The sequence below is a fragment of the Streptomyces sp. NPDC096132 genome (assembly GCF_044763345.1).
GTDB lineage: Bacteria > Actinomycetota > Actinomycetes > Streptomycetales > Streptomycetaceae > Streptomyces.
Genome location: NZ_JBIWGA010000009.1, coordinates 341,962 through 361,233, shown reverse-complemented (window position 1 = coordinate 361,233; position 19,272 = coordinate 341,962). Strand labels below are relative to the sequence as shown.

Below are 19,272 nucleotides of genomic sequence, written 5' to 3'. Positions count from 1 at the left end.
GTTTCAGTCCTCCGACGAATCCTCGTCGTCAGTGTTCTCGGAGGTCTCCCCGCTCGGCTTCGGCGGCTTCGGCGGCCTGGTCCGCTCCCCGGGGTCGGGCGGGCCGCCGCCGTCCCGGCGCCGCAGATAGCGCTCGAACTCGCGGGCGATCGCCTCACCCGACGCCTCCGGCAGCTCCGCGGTGTCGCGGGCCTCCTCCAGCGTCTGCACGTACTCCGCGACCTCGCTGTCCTCGGCGGCCAGCTGGTCCACGCCCACCTGCCAGGCACGCGCGTCCTCGGGCAGCTCGCCCAGCGGGATGCGCACGTCGATCAGGTCCTCGAGCCGGTTCAGCAGCGCCAGCGTGGCCTTCGGGTTCGGCGGCTGCGACACGTAGTGCGGGACGGCCGCCCACAGCGACACCGCCGGCACACCCGCGTGCGTGCACGCCTCCTGCAGGACGCCGACGATGCCCGTCGGGCCCTCGTACTTGGTCTCCTCCAGGTCCATCCGCTGCGCCAGGTCGGCGTCGGACGTCGTCCCGGAGATCGGGACCGGACGCGTGTGCGGGGTGTCGCCGAGCAGGGCGCCCAGGATGACCACCAGCTCCACGCCCAGCTCGTGTGCGAAGCCGAGCAGCTCGTTGCAGAACGAGCGCCAGCGCATGGACGGTTCGATACCGCGTACGAGCACCAGGTCCCGCGGCTTCTCGCCCCCGACCCGCACGACCGACAACCTTGTCGTGGGCCAGGTGATCTTGCGCACGCCGCCGTCCATGAACACCGTGGGACGGTTCACCTGGAAGTCGTAGTAGTCCTCGGCGTCCAGCGCCGCGAACACCTCGCCCTTCCACTCCCGCTCCAGATGCGCGACCGCGGTGGAGGCGGCGTCGCCGGCGTCGTTCCAGCCCTCGAACGCGGCCACCATGACCGGGTCGATCAGCTCGGGAACCCCCTCGAGCTCGATCACCCAGCGCCTCCTTCCGACGTGCCCTCGCTTGACCACCCAACCTTACGGCGTTCCGCGGGGGCGCCCGCAGCCCCCTTGCACGGGGGAGTGAACGGATCACTGCCCCGTTCGCCACGCTCGAACACCCCGCGCCACCCCCCTCTCGGGCGACGCACCTCAGAGCGTGGACCGCAGCCACTGCTCCACGCTCGCGATGTGCACCGTCGCCCAGGCACGCGCCGCCTCCGCGTCCCGGCTGCGCAGCGCCGCCAGGATCGCGCGGTGCTCGCGCAGCGTCCCGGCCACCGCGTCCTCCTGGGTCAGCCCGCGCCAGATCCTCGCCCGCGTGGTGGGCCCCGACAGACCGTCCAGCAGCGAGCACAGCACCGAGTTGCCGGCGCTCTGCACGATGCCCCGGTGGAACTCCAGGTCGCACGCGACGAGTTCCTCCACCGACGGCGCGTCGCCCAGCTTCTCCAACTGGGCGTCCAGCGCGTCCAGTTGCTGCTCGCTGACGCGCAGGGCAGCCATCGCGGTCGCGGCCGGCTCCAGGATGCGGCGCACGGCCAGGAACTCCAGGACCGTGTCGTCGCGGTGGAAGTCGACGACGAACGACAGCGCCTCGAGCAGCAGTTGGGGATCGAGACTGGTCACGTACGTGCCGTCGCCCTGGCGCACGTCCAGGATCCGGATCAGCGACAGGGCGCGCACCGCCTCCCGCAGGGAGTTGCGGGACAGGCCGAGCTCGGCGGCCAGCTCGCTCTCCTTGGGGAGCCGGTCCCCGGGGCGCAGCGCACCCGAGACGATCATGCCCTTGATCTTCTCGATCGCCTCGTCGGTGACTGCCATGACCGGCCTCCCTCTCGCTCCCCGACCACCGGTTTCGCCCACCCGCTCAGACATCGGATGTCTCAGGTCATTATGAGCCCGGGAGCGTGTCGCTGGGGAGTGCGCGGACGAGAGCCTCGAGATCGGCGATCACCGCGCCCTCGTCGAGCGTCGTGAGCGTCCGGTCCCGCATCAGCACCCGCCCGTCGACGACCGTGTCCCGCACGTCGGCCGAGTGCGCCGCGTACGCCAGCGTGGACCACGGGTCGTGCGCCGGCCGCAGATGGGGCGCGTTCAGGTCCAGCACGATCAGGTCGGCCCGCTTGCCCGGCTCCAGGGAGCCCAGCCGGTCCCCCAGGCCCAGCGCCCGCGCGCCCTCGACCGTCGCCATCCGTACGGCCCGCTCGGCGCCGACCGCCGTCGGGTCGCCGCCCGCCTTGTGCACCAGCGCCGCCTGCCGCACCGCCCCCAGCACGTCCAGCGAGTTGGAGCTGACCGCCCCGTCGGTCCCCAGTCCCACCGTCACCCCGGCGCCGAGCAGCCTCGGCACGGGCGCGATCCCGCAGCCCAGCTTCAGGTTCGACACCGGACAGTGGGCGACGGACGTCCCCGTGCGGGCCAGCGCCGCGATCTCCGGCCCGGTCAGGTCCACGGCGTGCGCCAGCAGCACATCGGGGCCGAGCAGCCCCAGCGAGTCCAGCAGCTCCACCGGCCGCTTTCCGTACTTCACCTCGACGGTGGCCACCTCGGTGGCGTTCTCCGCCGCGTGGATGTGCACCAGCGCCCCGAACTCCCGCGCCAGCGCGAAGACGTCGGTGAGCTGCGCGGGGGAGAGGGTGTACGCCGAGTGCGCGAACACGACCGGCCGGTACCCGCCCCGCGCCGCCCCGCGCGCCTGAAGGTCCCGCCGCGCCCACGCGAGCCGGTCCTCGTACGCGATGCCGTCCGGCGGCTCCGGTACGTCCATGAAGGTGGGCCCGGTGTGCAGCCGCCAGCCCGTCTCCCGGGCCGCCCGCTCCGCCGCCTCGTGGAACCAGTACATGTCCAGTGCCGAGGTCACCCCGGCCCGTACGCTCTCGGCGACCGCGAGGCGCACCGCCGCCGCCACGTTCTTCGGCTCCAGCAGCCGCGCCTCCCACGACAGCACCCGCTCCAGGAACCCCTGGAGGGTGACGTCGTCGGCCCGGCCGCGCAGCAGCGTCATCGCGAGATGGGTGTGGGTGTTGATCAGCCCCGGGAGGACCAGACAGCCCTCGGCGTCGATCTCCTCGGTGGCCGGGAAACGCGCTCGGACGCCCTCGGTCGTCCCCACGGCGACGATCTCGCCCTCGTGGACCGCGACCGCCCCGTCCCGTACGACGGTCCCGGCCTCGTCCACGGTGAGGACGTCACCGCCGTGCACCAGCAGGTCGACGCTCACGCCCGCTCCTCCTGCGCCAGCAGCCGCAGCGCCTCCAGGGACACCACCGCGCCCCGCTCGACACCGGCCGCGACGACCTCCCGGTGCGGGTCGTAGCCACCGGTGGCCTCCGCGTCGACCAGTTCGTCGGCGTTCGCCCCGTCGATCACGAGGACACCGCCGGCCACCAGCCCGCGCAGCGAGGCCGTGACCAGCAGCGCCGACAGCTCCATCTCGATCGCCGCGAGCCCGGCGCCGTCGTAGGAGAAGAGGGGGAGCAGGCCGGGCTGGAACGCGGCCCGGGTCCAGACCACGCCCCGGTGGTGCGGGGCGCCGCTCTCGCGGGCGGCGCGCTGCAGGGCGAAGACCGCCTCGGGCGCGGAGACCGCCGGATACTCCGGGGGCAGCAGCTGGTGGGTGACGCCGTCGTCGCGGACGGCCGCCTCGGCGATGACCAGGTCGCCGTCACCGATGCCCGGCTGCATCGCGCCCGCCGTACCGAACCGCAGGAAGACCCGCACCCCCGCGTCCGCCAGCTCCTGGAACAGCAGGATCGCGCCCGGCGCGCCCACCCCGTGCGAGGCGACGACCACCGGCACGCCCTTCCAGCTGCCGCTGAACACCCGGTACTCGCGGTGGTACGACACCTCCTGGGCGCCGTCGAGCAGCGCGGCGACGGCGGCGGCGCGCGCCGGGTCGCCGACCACCACGGAGTGCGCGGGCAGACCGGTGCGGGGTACGCGGGTGATGGGCAGGAGATCCTGCGTCATGAACGTGCTCCTGAGGGACGGGGGAGGCGACGGCGGCGGGCCGTCGTGAGGAACAGGGCGCCGAGCGTGACGACGTACGGCGCGGCGTCGGTCGCCTGCTGCGGCAGGCCGAGGCCCTGGAGACGGAACCCGGCGGCCTCCGCGAGCCCGAACAGCAGCGCCGCGAGCAGTACCCCGAGCGGCGCGGCCCGGCCCAGCATGACGGCCACGACAGCGATCCAACCACGGCCGGCCGTCATGTTCTCCGTGAACAAGGTGACGTTGCCGAGGGCGAGTTGCGCGCCGGCCAGCCCGCACAGCACCCCGGAGACCAGGATCACGCCGTACTGGTACTTCGCCGGCCGCACACCGAGCGTGGCCGCCGCGTCCGGCGCCTCGCCGACCCCGCGCAGCCGCAGCCCCCACACATGCCGGGACAGCAGCACCGCGGCCACCGCGACCGCGACCCACGACAGATAGGCGAGCGGGGTGAAGCCGCCGATCAGCGGCAGGCCCTGGAGCGACGGGTCGTCGAAGGTGCCCTGCACGCCGAACACCGTGCGCAGCAGGAAGCTGGTCAGACCGACGGCCAGCAGGTTCATGGCGATGCCGAGGACCACGGCATCCCCGCGCAGGGTCACCGCCCCCACGGCCAGGATCAGCGAGTACGCGGCCGCCGCCAGGGCCGCCGCGAGCACGCCCAGCCAGGGGCTGCCGGTGAACCAGCTCGTCGCCACGGACGTGAAGCAGCCCATCAGCATCATGCCCTCGAGGCCGATGTTGAAGACCCCGGCCCGCTCGCACAGCGCACCGCCGAGCGCGGCCAGCAGGATCGGGGTGAGGGCGCGCAGCGCCGACATGAGGAGATCGGAGTCGAAGAACATCAGACCGCCTCCCTTTCGGGGGAACGACGGCTGAACCACCGGCTCGGGAGGCTCAGCCGGGCCGCCAGGAACACGATCACGATCGCCTGCAGCACCTGCGTCAGCTCGCGCGGCACCTCGGTCGTCCGCTCCATCGCCAGACCGCCGACCTGGAGGACGGCGAAGAAGAACGCGGCGATCACCGTGCCCAGCGGGGCCGCACCGGCGAGCAGCGCCGCCGTCAGACCGGTCCAGGTGTAGCCGGGCGCGGTGAGCGAGCCGTCCACGAAGCGGTACGGGAAGCTCAGCACCCCGATGGCGCCCACGAGTCCGGCGAGGCCACCGGAGACCGACATCAGCTTCAGGGTCAGGCCCCGGCGTTCGACGCCCGCGTACGCGGAGAAACGCGAGTTGAGGCCCGTCATGCGGATCTCGTAGCCGAGGGCGGTGCGCCGGTCGGTGAACCAGTACGCGGCGGCGGCGAGCGCGACGAGGACCAGCCCGAGGGTGACCGTCGAGTCGCCGAACGCGGGCAGCGCCACCCCGTCAGGCAGGGCGCGGGTCTGCGGCAGGCTGGAGCCCGGCTCCTTGAGCGGGTAGCGGGCCAGGTAGGAGGCCAGCGACACCGCCGGGTAGCTGAGCAGCAGGCTGCTGACCAGGAGCGGGACACCGAGGTGGTTCTCGCACAGGGCGGCGAGGACCGCGTACCCGGCGCCGGCCGCCATGCCCGCCAGCAGGGCCAGCACGACGGTGAGGGGCGCGGGGAGCGGGGAGTAGAGGCCGGTCACGGCGGCGGTGATGCCGCCGAGGACCAGCTGTCCGTCGCCGCCGAGGTTGATCAGCCCGGCCCGCAGCGGGATCGCCAGCGCCAGGGCCAGGCCGAGCACGCTGGTGGCGGTGGTCAGCGTCGAGCCGATCCCGTCGCCGCCGAGCGCGCCGGTCACCACGGCCCGGTACGCCGTGAGCGGGTCCGCGCCGGTGCCGACGAGGAACAGGGCGCCGATGAGCAGGCCCGCGAGCACGGAGAAGGTGAGGGGGGAGCGCAGGGCTCCGGATATGCGTGTCATGTCAGTCGACGGCCTCCACCGGAGCGGGCGCGCCCGCCATCGCGAGGCCCAGCGTCCGCTCGTCCGCCTCGTCCTTCGTGTACGACGCCGCGACCCGGCCCTCGTACATCACCAGCACCCGGTCCGCGAGGCCCCGGATCTCGCTCAGCTCGGCCGAGACGAGCAGGACGGCGTGACCGGCGTCGCGGTAGGCGACGAGCTGGTCGTGGATGTTCTGGATGGCGCCGATGTCCACCCCGCGCGTCGGCTGCTCGACGAGCAGCAGCGGGGCGTCATGGGCGAGTTCCCGGCCGATGAGCAGTTTCTGCAGGTTGCCGCCGGACAGCGCGGAGGCGGGCACCTCGGTGGTCGCCGCCTTGACGCCGAACCGCTCGACCAGGCGCCGGGCGTGGGCACGCACCGCCGCCGGCGGCAGCAGTCCGCGGGAGGAGAGGGACGTACGGTGGTGGCCCATCGCCAGGTTGTCCGCGACCGAGGCGGCGGGGGCCGTACCGACCGCGTGACGGTCCTCGGGGACGTACGCGAGGCCCTTCGCCCGGCGCTCGGTGGCCGAGGCGTGGGTGATGTCCTCGCCCTGGAGCGTGACCCGGCCCCCGGTGACCGGCCGCAGCCCTGCCAGCGCCCCGATCAGCTCGCTCTGGCCGTTGCCGGCGACGCCCGCGATGCCGACGATCTCCCCGGCGTGGACGGTGAGGTCCACTCCGTGGACGGCGTCCGTGGTGAGGGCGGCCACGGACAGGACGGTCTCGCCCGGCGTGCCCGGTGCGTGGATCCGGTCCAGCTCCACCGCCCGGCCCGTCATCGCGGCCGCGATCTCGTCGGCCGTCGTCTCCGAGGTGACCAGCCGGGCGACGACCCGGCCGTCCCGCAGGACGGTCACCCGGTCCGAGCCCTCCAGCACCTCGCGCAGCTTGTGGGTGACCAGGATCACCGTACGGCCCTGCGCGGTCAGCGACTTGAGGACGGCGAACAGGGCGTCCGCCTCGGCCGGGGTGAGCACGGCCGTCGGCTCGTCGAGGATGAGCGTGCGGGCGCCCCGGTGCAGCAGCTTCAGGATCTCCACCCGCTGACGCAGACCGACCGGCAGGTCGCCGACCCGGGCGTCCGGGTCGACGGCCAGCCCGTGCTCCTCGGCCAGCTCGCGCACCCGGCGCCGCGCGGCGGCCCGGTCCACCAGACCGAAGCGGCGCGGCTCGGCGGCGTACACGACGTTCTCGGCGACCGTCAGCGAGTCGAACAGCTTGAAGCTCTGGTGGACCATGCCCAGCCCGGCGGCCATGGCGGCCGACGGGCTGGTGAAGGTCACCTCGCGCCCGTCCACCCGGATCGACCCCGCGTCGGGCCGCTCCATGCCGTAGAGCACCGACATCAGCGTGGACTTGCCCGCGCCGTTCTCACCCATCAGAGCATGGATCTCACCACGCGAGACGGTCAGCTCGACGGCGTCGTTGGCGAGCGTGCCGGGGAACCGCTTGGTGATTCCCCGGAGCTCGACAGCGAAGTCGGCGTCAGCTCGCGGCGGGGTCATCGACCTTCAGCTCTCCGGAGACGATCTGGTCGCGCAGCGCCTCGACCTTCGTCAGCACGTCCTTGTGGTCGGCGATCACGCACTTCGAGGAGTCGACGCCGTCCTCCAGGCCGGTCAGGCTGATGCCGCCCTCCTTCAGGCCGTACGAGACGGTCGTGCCGGTCCGGCCGCCCAGCACCGCGTCGATGCCCTTCTCCACGGCGACGTCCGTGCGCTTGATCACGTTGTCGACGACCGTGCCGGGCGCCGAGGGGCACTGGTTGACGTCGACGCCGTACGCGAACGCGCCCTTGGCCTTGGCGGCCTCGAAGACGCCGTAGTTGCCGGCCGCCGCGGCCGCCATGATCTGGTCGTAGCCCTTGGAGAGCAGGGTGTTCGCCTGCTCCTTGGCGCGGGCCGAGTCGTCGAAGGGGGACTGGCCGCCGACGAAGCGCGTGGACGTCTCCGTCTTGGCGGCGACCTGCTTGGCACCGGCCGCGAACGGGTCGCTGTAGCGGCGGAACTGCGGGGTGTCGAGCACGTCCACCGCGCCGACCTTGCCGGACTTGCTCAGCAGACCCGCCTCGGCGCCCGCGAGGTAGACGCCCTCGTGCTCCCGGAAGACCGCGCAGCCGACATTGGCGAACGCCTTCGTCGTGCACGCGTCGACGATCAGGAACTGCTGCTTCGGGTTCTTCTCGGCCTGCTGGGCAACGATGTCGGCGAACTCGAAGCCGACGAGCACGATGACGTCCGGCTTGGCGTCCACGGCGGCCTGCACGTTCTGCTGCTGGGAGGCGGTGTCGGTGGACTCGTAGACCTTCTGCGTCCCGTCGTGGGCCTTCGCCGCGTCCTTGACGCCGCTGACGGCGAGCTTCAGGAACTCGTTCTGTCCCACGGCGTCCGGGGTGACCAGGGTGAAGGACGTGCCGCTGCCGCCGCTCGCGCTGTCGGAGGCGTCGCTCTTGGCGGCGGCGTTGCAGGCGGTGGCCGCGGTGACCAGGAGGGCGGTGGTGGCGGCGACTTGCAGGGTACGACGGGTTCTGCGAGGCATCGGAGGACCTTCCGAAAGGTACGGCGAACCACGCTCGACGATGAGCGGGTGAGGGAGGGTGAGGGTGCGACGGGCGGTGGGGGAAGGCTCAGCGTCGACAGCCGTCGCCGGCACACCGGCCGAAGTCGAGGAAACGGCGCTTGGTCAGCAGCATGGGTCTCCTCCTTCGTCTCGGTCTGCGGACTGGGTGCTGGACTGTAACACCCGTTTCCAGACACTTGCTCGGTTGTCTCGAACTATGGTTCTCCCAGGTCATGTACGGTGGCGGACACCCACCGGAACATCAGGAGTGTCCCGATATGCCCCAGGAACTGCGCGCTGTCGACTGGACCGGAAACGGCCTCGCACTCATCGACCAGACGCTGCTGCCGCACCGCAACGAGACGGTGGACGTCCGCGATGTGGACACCCTGGTGGACGCGATCCAGCGTCTCGTCGTGCGCGGCGCGCCCGCCATCGGGGCCGCGGGGGCGTACGGCGTGGCGATCGCGCTGCTCCAGGGCGAGCGCGAGGGCTGGTCCGAGGACGAGGTGCGCAAGGCCGTCGCCCGCATCCGCGAGGCCCGCCCCACCGCCGTGAACCTGATGGTGTGCGTGGACCGCGTCATGACGCGCTTCGAGGAGGGGCTCGACGCGGTGCTGGCGGAGGCCGCCGCCGTCCAGCGCGAGGACGTCGAGGCCAACCGGGCGATGGGCGCCTTCGGCGCGGACTGGCTGCTGAAGAGGGTCGGCGAGGACCGGCCGCTGCGCATCCTCACCCACTGCAACACCGGCGCCCTCGCGACCGCCGGCTGGGGCACCGCCCTCGGAGTCATCCGCGAACTCCACGCGCGCGGACGGCTGGAGGTCGTCTACGCCGACGAGACCCGCCCGCTGCTCCAGGGATCGCGCCTGACCGCCTGGGAACTGGTCCAGGAGGGCATCCCGCACTACGTCCAGGCCGACGGAGCCGCCGCCGGCACCGTCCTGCGCGGCGAGGTCGACGCGGCGATCGTGGGCGCCGACCGCATCGCGGCCAACGGCGACACCGCCAACAAGGTCGGCACGGTGGGCGTGGCCCTCGCCTGCGCCGACGCCGGCATACCGTTCCTGGTGGCGGCCCCCACGACCACGGTCGACCTGTCGACGCCGGACGGCGACGCCATCCACATCGAACTCCGCGGCGAGGACGAGGTGCTGGAGTGGGGCGGCGTACGCACCGCACCCGCCGGATCGCGCGGCCACAACCCCGCCTTCGACGTGACGCCGGGACGGCTGGTGACGGGGCTGGTGACGGAGCGGGGCGTGCTGGAGGTGTCGGCCGGACAGCTGCCGGGGGACCGGCTGCGCTGAGAGCCTGTCCGAGCACCCCGAGCACCCCGAGCACCCCGAGTACCCGAGCACCCGGGCACACCGAAGGCCACGGTCGGACCGACCGTGGCCTTCGTGGTGTTCAGCGCCGGGTGAGCTCCAGTTCCAGGAGCCACTCGACGACCTCGGTGTGGTGCCGGGCCTGGCGGGGGTTCTCGCCCCACACGTACAGCCCGTGCCCGGCCACGACCACCGCCGGCATCCGGGGCTCGCGCGCCGCCTCCAGCCGGTCCCCGAGGACCTTCATGTCCTGGCTGTTGGCGATGACCGGCAGGGTCACCTCGACGTCGTGGGCGGGCTGCCCGACGCCCTTGAGCATCTCCAGGTCGCGGAAGACGATCCCGCCCGGATGCCGGTGCCCCAGCGCCACCGACGCCACCGTGTGGACGTGCACGACCGCGCCCGCCCCGGTCAGCGCCGCCACGCGCGCGTGCAGCTCGGCCTCGGCGGACGGCTTGCCGCCCCGCACGGCCGCGCCCTGTCCGTCCACCAGCACCACGTCCGCGGGCGTCAGTTCACCCTTGTCGTGACCACTGGCGGTGACGGCCAGCCGCAGCGGCTCGCGCGAGAGCACCACGGACAGGTTCCCGGAGGTGCCCCGCATCCAGCCGAAGGAGGCGAAGCGGGCGGACTCGGCGGCCAGGACCGCGCCCGCCTCCTCCAGGTCGAGTGCGGTGATGTCGGCAGTCACGTGGTGCTCCTCGAAACGGTGATCTCGTCGAACGTCCCCGCCTGCGCGTGGTCGCCGACGCCCTGCTCGTAGTACGGCTCCCCGGGCCGGCGGATTCCGACGGCGTGCCAGCCGGCCTCGCGGGCCGCGTCCAGCTCGCCCGGCCGGTCGGAGAGGAACAGGAGCCGGTCCGGGGCCACCCCGGCCGCCTCCGCGATACGGCGGTACGCCGCCGCCTCCTGCTTGGGGCCCGCGTTCTCGGTGTCGTACAGCCCCGACACCAGCGGCATGAGGTCGCCCTCGGGGCTGTTGGTGAACCACGCCCGCTGCGCCGACACCGAGCCGGACGAGTAGACGTACAGCCGCAGACCCGCCGCGTGCCAGGCCCGCAGGGCCGGTACGACGTCGTCGTAGAAGTGCGAGACGAGGTCGCCGCGCGCGAAGCCCTCCGCCCAGACGATGCCCTGGAGGGTCTTCAGCGGGGTCGCCTTGCGGTCGTCGTCCAGCCAGGCGTTCAGCGTCTTCTCGATCGCGGCCGCGTCGGCGTCCGGCTCGCCCGTCAGCTCCCGCACCTGGGCGATCGCCCGCGCCACCTCGGGCTCGGCGGCCCGCTCGGTGAGCAGTTCGGCGAAACGGGCGCGCGAGTACGGGTACAGCACGTCGACGACGAAGCCCGTGGCGCTCGTGGTGCCCTCGATGTCGAGCACCACGGCGTCCACGGCGTACGCCAGGTGTCGCAGCGTCACGCGGATGCCCTGTCGGCCTCGTAGCCCGCCGCGATGGTGTCGTAGTCCGGGAAGCGGGTGGCGATGGTGGAGCCGGTGAAGTTGCCGATCCAGCCGTCCTCCTCGTGGAAGAAGCGGATCGCGGTGAACGACGGGTTCGTGCCCATGTCGAACCAGTGGGTGGTGCCGCGCGGCACGCCCAGCAGGTCGCCCTTCTCGCAGAAGACCGCGTGCACCTCGCCGTTCACGTGCAGGTAGAAGATGCCGGAGCCGGAGACGAAGAAGCGGACCTCGTCATCGTCGTCGTGCGTGTGCTCCTGCAGGAACTTCTCGCGCGCCGCCTTCGCCTTCGCCGGGAACCCGGGGTCGTCGCTGGGGTGCAGGCCGAGGACGTCGACGGTGGTGAAGCCCTCCTCGTCGTTCAGCTTGTCGATCTCCGGGCCGTACGCGGCGAACACCGTCTCGCTGTCGGCGTCGGACGGGACGTCCTCGCGGATCGGCCACTGCTCGTAGCGCACGCCCAGCGGCGCGAGGGCCGCGGCGATCTCGGCCGGGTCGGAGGTGCGGCGGACCAGGGTCTCCGGGCCGGACTCGGGCCAGGTCGTCAGCAGCGTCATGGAGCAACTCCAGGAGTCTGGAAGGCAGAAGTGGGAGAAGGCGGCGGTGGAGGAGCGTCACTCGACCGCGACAAGCCAGGGCAGGTGCCAGTTCGGTGATGGTAACTCCCGATGGTGCATACACCGACTGTGACCTTGTCGTCGTCTCGTATCGCGAGATTTCATGTCCATTTCTTTGACGGCTGACTGGAAACGTTCTCATGATCTGCGTATGAAGACGCTGCTGCTCGTGCGGCGGCTGTACGTGGACCTGCTCCGGTCGACCACGGCCAGCTGTCGCTGACCTCTCCCGGAGCTCTGACGCGCCCCCATGTCCCGGGGCGTCCGCCGCCGTTCCTGCCGCGGCTCATTTCCGTCCCCCGCTCCGGTCGCGCATCCCCTCGTTTCCTCCCCTCAGCACCGCCCCGCACCTGGAGCCCCTCATGTCCCGTACCCGTCTGCCCCTTGCCGCGCTCTCGCTGGCCTCCGTCTCCGCCCTCGTGCTGTCCGGCTGCTCGCAGTCCTCCGACGCCTCGGACTCCACCGACTCGGGCAACACCGCGGCCTCCGCCTCCGCCGCCACCGGCAAGAAGCCCGCCCCCTTCAGCGAGGGCACGGTCAAGGTGGCCCTGGTCCGCCAGAGCGGCGCCGGCGACTACTTCGAGCAGTGGGGCAACGGCGCCAAGGCCCAGGCCAAGGCCCTCGGCATCGACCTGACCGTGTACGACGCCCAGGCCGACAACGCCAAGCAGGCCACCGACCTCTCCTCGGCGATCAACTCCGGCGCCCAGGCGATCATCATCGACCACGGCTTCCCCGCGACCATCCAGCCGGAGATCGACAAGGCCGTGAAGAAGGGCGTCAAGGTCGTCGTCTACGACGTCGAGACCGACACCAAGGGCGTCGTCTCCACCAAGCAGGACGACGCCAGCATGGCCAAGGCCGTCCTCGATGTGATGGCGAAGGAGGTCGGCAAGGACGCCAAGGTCGGCTACGTCAACGTCGCCGGCTACGCGGCACTCGACAAGCGCGACACCGTCTGGAAGTCCACCGTGACCTCCGAGGGCTGGAAGCAGCAGTTCAAGGTCGGCAAGGTCACCGACTCCACGGCCACTGACAACGTTCCCCTGGTCTCCGCCGCACTCACCCAGCACTCCGACGTCGCCGGCGTCTTCGCCCCCTACGACGAGCTCGCCAAGGGCACCGTCCTCGCCGTGCAGAACAAGAAGCTCCAGGACAAGGTGAAGGTCTTCGGCGCGGACGTCTCCAACGCCGACATCCAGCAGATCACCGCCGAGGACAGCCCCTGGGTCGCCACGGCGGGCACCGACCCTTCCGCGGTCGGCGCGGCCGTCGTGCGCACCACCGCCCTGGAACTGGCCGGCCAGTTGAACAAGACCTCCGTGGAGTTCCCGGCCGTCGCCATCACCCAGGACTTCCTGCGCGAGAAGAAGATCGCGAACATGGACCAGCTGCGCGAGGCGCTGCCCGCGCTGAACCTGTCGCAGGTCTCGACCGCCGACTGGATCTCCAATGTCGCCCACTGACGTGGTCCCCGCGGTGAGCCTGCGGGACGTCAGCATGGCCTTCGGCGGCAAGACGGTGCTCGCCTCCGTCACGCTCGACATCGCACCGGGCAGCGTGGTCGCGCTGCTCGGCGCGAACGGCGCCGGCAAGTCCACGCTGATCAAGATCCTGTCCGGCGTCCACACCGACCACGGGGGAGAGGTGCGGGTCGGAGGGGAACCCGCGGCTCTCCAGTCCCCGCTCGCCGCCCGCCGGCTGGGCATCCAGACCGTGCACCAGCGGATCGGCGAGGGCATCGTCCCGGGTCTCACGGTCGCCGAGAACCTGGTCTTCGAGGAACTCGCCCAGAAGCGCGGCAACCCTTTCCTGGGCGGCCGGGCGACCCTCGCCCGCGCCCGCGAGATCCAGGCCGCCCTCGGCCTGGACTGGAGCGACGCGGTCCTGAAGCAGGACGTCACCGAACTCGGCATCTCCGACCGGCAGTTGCTGATCCTGGCCCGCGCCCTCGCGACCCGCCCCCGGCTGCTCATCCTCGACGAGCCGACCTCCGCGCTCTCCGCCGCCGAGGCCGAGCGGCTGTTCGCGCTCGTCGGGAGGATGCGCGAGGACGGCATCGCCGTGCTCTACGTCTCCCACCGGCTCGGCGAGATCGACGCGCTCGCCGACCGGCTGGTCGTCCTGCGGGACGGGCTCCTCACCGAGGACCAGGCGAGACCGTTCGGCTGGGACACCGCCCTGCGCGCGATGCTCGCCCAGGCCCAGGAGGCGACCACCGCCCGCCCGGTCCGGGAGGGCGACCCGGGCGAGGTCGTGCTCTCCCTGCGCGGCGTCCGCCTCCTCGACGGCCGGGCCCCGCTCGACCTCGACCTCCGCTCCGGCGAAGTCACCGGCGTCGTCGGCCTGCTGGGCGCCGGCAAGACCGAACTGGCCCGCGGCCTGTTCGGCGCCGAACCCCTCACCACCGGCACGACCGAACTGGACGGCAGGGCCTACGCCCCCCGCCGCCCCGCCGACGCCATCCGCGCCGGCGTCCACCTGGTCCCCGAGGACCGGCACGCCGACGCCCTGGTCCCCGGCTGGTCCGTCGCCCAGAACATCTCGCTGCCGTTCCTGAAGTCCCTGTCCCGCGCGGGACTCGTCCAGCGCTCCAGGGAGGACGCCCTCGGCCGCGACACCATCGACGCCCTGGGCGTCGTCACCCGCGACGAGCACAGCACCGTCGAGGAACTCTCCGGCGGCAACCAGCAGAAGGTCGTGGTCGGCCGCTGGCTCGCCGAGACCCCGCGCGTCCTCATCCTGGACGAGCCGTTCCGAGGCGTGGACATCGGCGCCCGCCGGGACATCGGCCGCCGGGCCCGGGCGCTCGCCGCCGAGGGCGCGGCCGTCCTCGTGCTGTCCGCCGACGTCGACGAGGTCCTCGAGATCGCCGACCGGGTCGTCGTCCTCGCGGCCGGCGAGGTCCACCTCGACGCGTACGGCGAGGACGCGGAGCGCGACCGCGTGATCCAGACCATCTCGGCGTCCCTCTGATGCCGGCCCGCCCCCACGAAGTCCCAGGAAGCACCCCATGACCACCACCCAGAGCACCGAGGTCCCCACCAAGGCGGCGCTCCCGCGGGCCACCTCCACCGCGGTCCGCGTCCAGAACGCCGTCATCAAGTACGGCTTCATCTTCGTCACCGTCGCGCTCTTCCTGTACTTCGCGCTGACCGAGGGCTCCTTCCGCGAGTCGGCGACCCTCCTCGACACCCTGCGGTACGTCTCCGTCGCCGCGATCCTCGGCCTCGGCGTCACCCTCACCATGGCCGTCGGCGGAATGGACATGTCCGTCGGCGCCGTCGCCGGCCTCGGGGTCTCCGTCGCCGCCCAGACGATGGTCGTCTTCAACCAGGTCGGCACGGTCGCGATCCTCGCCGTCCTGGTGGCCGGCGCCCTCGCCGGACTGCTCAACGCGCTGCTGATCGTCGTCCTGAAGATCCCCGACATGCTCGCCACGCTCGGCACCATGTTCGTCATCCAGGGCAGCAAGCTGATCCTCGTGGACGGCCAGTCGATCACCCCCGGTATGACCCTGGACGACGGCACCACCGCGCCCGGCAGGTTCACCGACGGATTCCTGAAGATCGACCGAGGCACGGTCCTCGGCATCCCCCTCTCCGTCCTCATCTTCGGCGCCCTCACCGTCGCCGCCTGGGTCTTCCTCGCCCGCACCCGCTGGGGCCGCGTCCTCTACGCCATCGGCGCCAACCCCGAGGCCTCCCGGCTGGCCGGCATCCGCGTCGGCGCCTACCGCGCCCTCGCCTACGTCATCTCCGGCGTCCTCGCCTCCGTCGGCGGCCTGATCCTCGCCTCCCGCATCGGCCAGGGCGATGTGTCGGCGGGCACCTCCCAGCTCCTCGAGGCGGTGGCGGTGGCCCTCGTCGGCACGTCCGTCCTGGGCCGGGGCCGCCCCAACGTGTGGGGCACGGCCCTGGGCGCGGTCCTCATCGGCATCATCACCACCGGCCTGACCATCAAGGGCCTGCCGTACTACACACAGGACGTCGTCGAGGGCGCGGTCCTCATCCTCGCCCTGGTCTTCAGCTTCACCCTGTCCAAGCGCCGCACCGCATAAGGGAGTTCACCGACCATGGGCTACCGCATCCTGGAGACCGACGACATCCCGGCGTACCTGCGCGAACGGGGCCACTGGGCGAACCCCGACGACATCACCGTCCGCGAGGTGTCCGACGGCAACGTCAACCGCGTCTTCCTCGCCTCGAACGCCGCCAACACCCGCAGCCTCGCCCTCAAGCAGGCGCTGCCCTGGGTCCGCGTCGCCGGCCCCTCCTGGCCGCTGAGCCCCGACCGCGCCGACGCCGAGGCCCGCGCCTACGAGCAGGTCGCCAAGGTCGCCCCGGACAAGATCCCCGCGATCCACGGCTACGACCCCGAGAACCACGCCCTCGTCATGGAGGACCTCTCCGACCTGGAGGTGCTGCGCACCGCCCTCAACGAGGGCGCCGCCTACGGCCCGCACACCTCGCCCCGGATCGGCGAGTTCGTCGCCCAGCTCACCTTCGCCACCAGCGACTTCGGCATGGCCTCCGCCGACCGCAAGGCCCTCCTCGCCGTCTCCGTCAACCCCGAGCTCTGCAAGATCACCGAGGACGTCGTCCTCTCCGAGCCGTACATCGAGCACGAGCACAACCACTGGCACCCGGGCCTCGCCGACCTGGCCGCCGAGTTCCGCGCCGACACCCGTCTGCGCACCGAGGTCGCCGACCTGCGCCACGCCTTCATGACCGGCGCCCAGGCACTCCTCCACGGCGACCTGCACACCGGCAGCATCATGGTCGGCGAACGCGACGGCGCCCCCGTCGTACGCGTCTTCGACCCCGAGTTCTCCTTCGTCGGCCCGATCGGCTACGACCTCGGCCTGTACTGGGCCAACGCGCTGGTCTCGGAGGAACGGGCCCGCGCCCTCGGCACCCTGTCCGACCACGCCGACCAGCTCCGCCTGTCCTGGGAGGCCTTCGAGGCGGAGTTCCGCCGGCTGTGGCCGAGCCGCGTCGACACCTTCTTCGACGACGCCTACCTCGACCGCTTCCTGCGCCGCGTGTGGACGGAGTCCGTCGGCTTCGCCGGCACGGAGATCGTCCGCCGCATCATCGGCTTCGCCCACCTCACCGACCTCACGACCCTGCCGGATCCGGTACCCGCGTCCCGGCGGGCGCTGCTGCTGGGCCGTGAACTGATCGTGCGGCGCGAGGAACTGAGGAACCCCGACGAGGTGAGGGCGCTGGTGGAAGCCCCCTGAACTCACCCGGCGTCGAACCACTCCTTGCCGGCCACCCAGTGCGCGACCCAGCCGGCGAAGCCGGGCGCGCAGGTCGTGTAGCCGAACTCGGCGCCGAAGGGCGTGGCGCCCACGTCGGTGACGTTCCAGATGTGGCCGCGGTGGGGGCCGGTGACCACGAGGTGCCAGAACATGCCGCAACCGTCGGTTCCGAGGACACCGATCCATGGTCGCTGACCTGGTCCATGACGGCCTCGGGGTCGTCGTGCGGCCCGTCGTCGTCCTCCCAGACCCACGCCTCGGTGAGCGGGAACGGCTTGGCCAGGTCCCGTCGTCGCCCGGCAGCAGGATGCCGCGCTCCGCCTTGAATGCCCCGCACTGCTTCCTTTGTTCCTGGTAGTTTCTTTGTGTCCCGCAAGGGGCCGGTTCGGGCTGGACCGCAATCTTCGGGTTGGAAGCTCCCGCTGGGAGCGGAGTCACGGAAACACCCGGCACTGAGCGCGGGTCCGCGAGGATGACCTCGCACGCGAGAGGGGCGGCTCCTTTGACGAGGAGCCGCCCCTCTCGCGCCGTACCGGCCCTGGTCAGGGGAGAGAGCCGGTCCGAGGTCTCACTTCTTGTCGAGCAGGTCCTGCACCTTGCTGCGCACCTCGTCCGTGGCCAGGCCGCGGATCGTCAGCGTGGTACGGCGGCGCAGCACGTCGTCCGCAGTCTCGGCCCACTCGTGGTCGCGCGCCCAGACGACCTGCGCCCAGATCTCCGGGGCGTCGGGGTGGACGCGCTCGCCCAGCCCGGGGTTGTCGTTCGCCAGGCGGGCGATGTCGAAGGCCAGCGAACCGTAGTGGGTGGCCAGGTGCTTGGCGGTGTCCGCCGCCATGCGCGGGCCGGGCGCCGGGTTGTCCACCAGGAGCCGGTGGGCGACCGCGCGCGGGTTGGCGACGCCGGGCAGCGGCAGCTTCTTCGGCAGCGAGGAGATCGGCTCGAAGTCCTCGCCGAGCGGGTGGCCCGGCAGCGCCTCCAGCTTCTGCATCACCGTACGGCCGATGTGGCGGAAGGTGGTCCACTTGCCGCCCGCGACGGACAGCATGCCGCCCCGGCCTTCCGTGACGACGGTCTCGCGCTTGGCCTTCGCCGTGTCGCCGGGGCCGCCCGGCAGCACACGCAGACCCGCGAAGGAGTATGTGATGAGGTCACGCGAGAGCTGCTGGTCGCGGACGGAGAACGCGGCCTCGTCGAGGATCTGCGCTATGTCCTTCTCGGTGACCGCGACGTCCGCCGGGTCGCCCTCGAACTCCTCGTCGGTGGTGCCCAGCAGCAGCATGTCCTCCCACGGGAGGGCGAAGGTGATGCGGTACTTGTCGATGGGGGTCGCGAGCGCGGCCTTCCAGGGGGAGGTCCGCTTCAGGACCAGATGCGCGCCCTTCGACAGCCGGATCGACGGGGCGGCATTCGGGTCCTCCATCCTGCGCAGGTGATCGACCCACGGGCCGGTCGCGTTGAGCACCAGCCGGGCGTTGACGCCGAACTCGTCACCGGTCAGACCGTCCTTGAGGTCCGCGCCCGTCACCCGGCCCCGGGTGAAGCGCAGGCCGGTGACCTCGGCGTGGTTGAGGACGACCGCGCCCGCCTCGACGGCCGCGCGGACCGTCATCAGCGCCATGCGCGCGTCGTTCATCTGGTCGTCGCCGTACACGGCCACGGCCTTGAGGTTCTCGGTGCGCAGCTCGGGCACGTCCTGCGCGGCCTTGGCGGGGGAGAGCAGGTGGCCCACCCCGTCGCCGAAGGCCGACAGGGCGGAGTAGGCGAAGACGCCCGCCCCGAGCTTCGCCGCGCCGTGCGGCCCGCCCTTGTACACGGGGAGGTAGAACGTGAGCGGGTTCGCCAGGTGGGGGGCCACCTGGCGGGAGACCGCACGGCGCTCGAAGTGGTTCTCCGCCACCAGCTTCACCGCGCCGGTCTGCAGGTAGCGCAGACCGCCGTGGAGCAGCTTGGAGGAGGCGGAGGAGGTGGCGCCGGCGAAGTCGCCGGCGTCGACCAGGGCCACCCTGAGGCCGGACTGCGCGGCGTGCCAGGCGGTGGAGATGCCCAGGATGCCGCCGCCGATCACGAGAAGGTCGTACGACGCCTTGGAGAGCTGCTCCCGGGTCTCGGCGCGGCTCGGGTTGGAGCCGGACGCCGGGTGCGTCCCCAGGGCAGGCACGGAACTCAGGGTGGACTGACTGGTCATGTCGGG

General features: G+C 72.1%; 17 protein-coding genes and 1 pseudogene. 5 read left to right on the top strand and 13 right to left on the bottom strand.

Annotation, left to right across the window (positions count from 1 at the left end; genetic code table 11):
* Nucleotides 1–3 precede the first annotated feature (3 nt).
* The 8 genes from ACIRF9_RS23570 to ACIRF9_RS23535 form a co-directional block, all read right to left on the bottom strand.
* Nucleotides 4–948 (bottom strand): PAC2 family protein, encoded by a 945-nt coding sequence (locus ACIRF9_RS23570; RefSeq protein WP_403825462.1) that lies wholly within the window; start codon nt 946–948, stop codon nt 4–6.
* Nucleotides 949–1,104: 156 nt separating this feature from the next.
* Nucleotides 1,105–1,776, bottom strand: coding sequence for a FadR/GntR family transcriptional regulator (locus ACIRF9_RS23565; protein WP_403825459.1), 672 nt, complete (start codon nt 1,774–1,776; stop codon nt 1,105–1,107).
* 70 nt (nt 1,777–1,846) lie between these two features.
* The gene (locus ACIRF9_RS23560) at nt 1,847–3,175 is read right to left on the bottom strand and encodes an amidohydrolase (RefSeq protein ID WP_403825456.1); all 1,329 of its coding nucleotides are present in this window, start codon (nt 3,173–3,175) and stop codon (nt 1,847–1,849) included.
* Nucleotides 3,172–3,924 (bottom strand): nucleoside phosphorylase, encoded by a 753-nt coding sequence (locus ACIRF9_RS23555; RefSeq protein ID WP_403825454.1) that lies wholly within the window; start codon nt 3,922–3,924, stop codon nt 3,172–3,174. Before ACIRF9_RS23555 ends, ACIRF9_RS23560 begins: the two co-directional genes overlap by 4 nt.
* Nucleotides 3,921–4,787, bottom strand: coding sequence for an ABC transporter permease (locus tag ACIRF9_RS23550; protein WP_403825451.1), 867 nt, complete (start codon nt 4,785–4,787; stop codon nt 3,921–3,923). Before ACIRF9_RS23550 ends, ACIRF9_RS23555 begins: the two co-directional genes overlap by 4 nt.
* A complete protein-coding gene (locus ACIRF9_RS23545) occupies nt 4,787–5,833 on the bottom strand; it encodes an ABC transporter permease (RefSeq protein WP_403825449.1) in 1,047 nt (348 codons plus the stop codon). Before ACIRF9_RS23545 ends, ACIRF9_RS23550 begins: the two co-directional genes overlap by 1 nt.
* Before the next feature lies 1 nt (nt 5,834).
* A complete protein-coding gene (locus ACIRF9_RS23540) occupies nt 5,835–7,361 on the bottom strand; it encodes an ABC transporter ATP-binding protein (RefSeq protein WP_403825446.1) in 1,527 nt (508 codons plus the stop codon).
* A complete protein-coding gene (locus ACIRF9_RS23535; RefSeq protein ID WP_403825443.1) occupies nt 7,342–8,394 on the bottom strand; it encodes a BMP family ABC transporter substrate-binding protein in 1,053 nt (350 codons plus the stop codon). Before ACIRF9_RS23535 ends, ACIRF9_RS23540 begins: the two co-directional genes overlap by 20 nt.
* A 299-nt stretch (nt 8,395–8,693) precedes the next feature.
* On the opposite strand from ACIRF9_RS23535, the gene mtnA reads away from it, so the two are divergent.
* Complete coding sequence (gene mtnA, locus ACIRF9_RS23530; RefSeq protein WP_403825440.1) at nt 8,694–9,725, top strand: S-methyl-5-thioribose-1-phosphate isomerase; 1,032 nt, start codon at nt 8,694–8,696, stop codon at nt 9,723–9,725.
* A gap of 100 nt (nt 9,726–9,825) precedes the next feature.
* On the opposite strand, the gene mtnB is transcribed toward mtnA, so the two are convergent.
* Genes mtnB through ACIRF9_RS23515 form a run of 3 tightly spaced genes read right to left on the bottom strand, consistent with a single transcriptional unit; the run spans nt 9,826 to nt 11,755 of the window.
* Complete coding sequence (mtnB, locus tag ACIRF9_RS23525) at nt 9,826–10,434, bottom strand: methylthioribulose 1-phosphate dehydratase (protein ID WP_403825437.1); 609 nt, start codon at nt 10,432–10,434, stop codon at nt 9,826–9,828.
* Complete coding sequence (gene mtnC, locus ACIRF9_RS23520) at nt 10,431–11,159, bottom strand: acireductone synthase (protein ID WP_403825434.1); 729 nt, start codon at nt 11,157–11,159, stop codon at nt 10,431–10,433. Before mtnC ends, mtnB begins: the two co-directional genes overlap by 4 nt.
* A complete protein-coding gene (locus ACIRF9_RS23515; RefSeq protein WP_403825431.1) occupies nt 11,156–11,755 on the bottom strand; it encodes a 1,2-dihydroxy-3-keto-5-methylthiopentene dioxygenase in 600 nt (199 codons plus the stop codon). The genes mtnC and ACIRF9_RS23515 overlap by 4 nt, the downstream gene beginning before the upstream one ends.
* Before the next feature lie 422 nt (nt 11,756–12,177).
* On the opposite strand from ACIRF9_RS23515, the gene ACIRF9_RS23510 reads away from it, so the two are divergent.
* Genes ACIRF9_RS23510 through mtnK form a run of 4 tightly spaced genes read left to right on the top strand, consistent with a single transcriptional unit; the run spans nt 12,178 to nt 17,060 of the window.
* Complete coding sequence (locus tag ACIRF9_RS23510) at nt 12,178–13,281, top strand: substrate-binding domain-containing protein (RefSeq protein WP_403825428.1); 1,104 nt, start codon at nt 12,178–12,180, stop codon at nt 13,279–13,281.
* Nucleotides 13,268–14,791: a sugar ABC transporter ATP-binding protein gene (locus tag ACIRF9_RS23505; protein ID WP_403825425.1), complete on the top strand. Its 1,524-nt coding sequence runs from the start codon at nt 13,268–13,270 to the stop codon at nt 14,789–14,791. The genes ACIRF9_RS23510 and ACIRF9_RS23505 overlap by 14 nt, the downstream gene beginning before the upstream one ends.
* Nucleotides 14,792–14,828: 37 nt before the next feature.
* Entirely contained in the window at nt 14,829–15,875 is a 1,047-nt protein-coding gene (locus ACIRF9_RS23500; RefSeq protein WP_403825422.1) for an ABC transporter permease, read from the top strand.
* 15 nt (nt 15,876–15,890) lie between these two features.
* The gene (gene mtnK, locus ACIRF9_RS23495) at nt 15,891–17,060 is read left to right on the top strand and encodes an S-methyl-5-thioribose kinase (RefSeq protein ID WP_403825419.1); all 1,170 of its coding nucleotides are present in this window, start codon (nt 15,891–15,893) and stop codon (nt 17,058–17,060) included.
* Between the two features lie 2 nt (nt 17,061–17,062).
* Here mtnK and ACIRF9_RS23490 read toward each other — a convergent pair.
* Nucleotides 17,063–17,376: pseudogene (locus ACIRF9_RS23490) on the bottom strand (SMI1/KNR4 family protein); the annotation flags it as partial.
* Between the two features lie 273 nt (nt 17,377–17,649).
* Complete coding sequence (locus ACIRF9_RS23485) at nt 17,650–19,266, bottom strand: FAD-dependent oxidoreductase (protein WP_403825416.1); 1,617 nt, start codon at nt 19,264–19,266, stop codon at nt 17,650–17,652.
* Nucleotides 19,267–19,272: the final 6 nt, after the last annotated feature.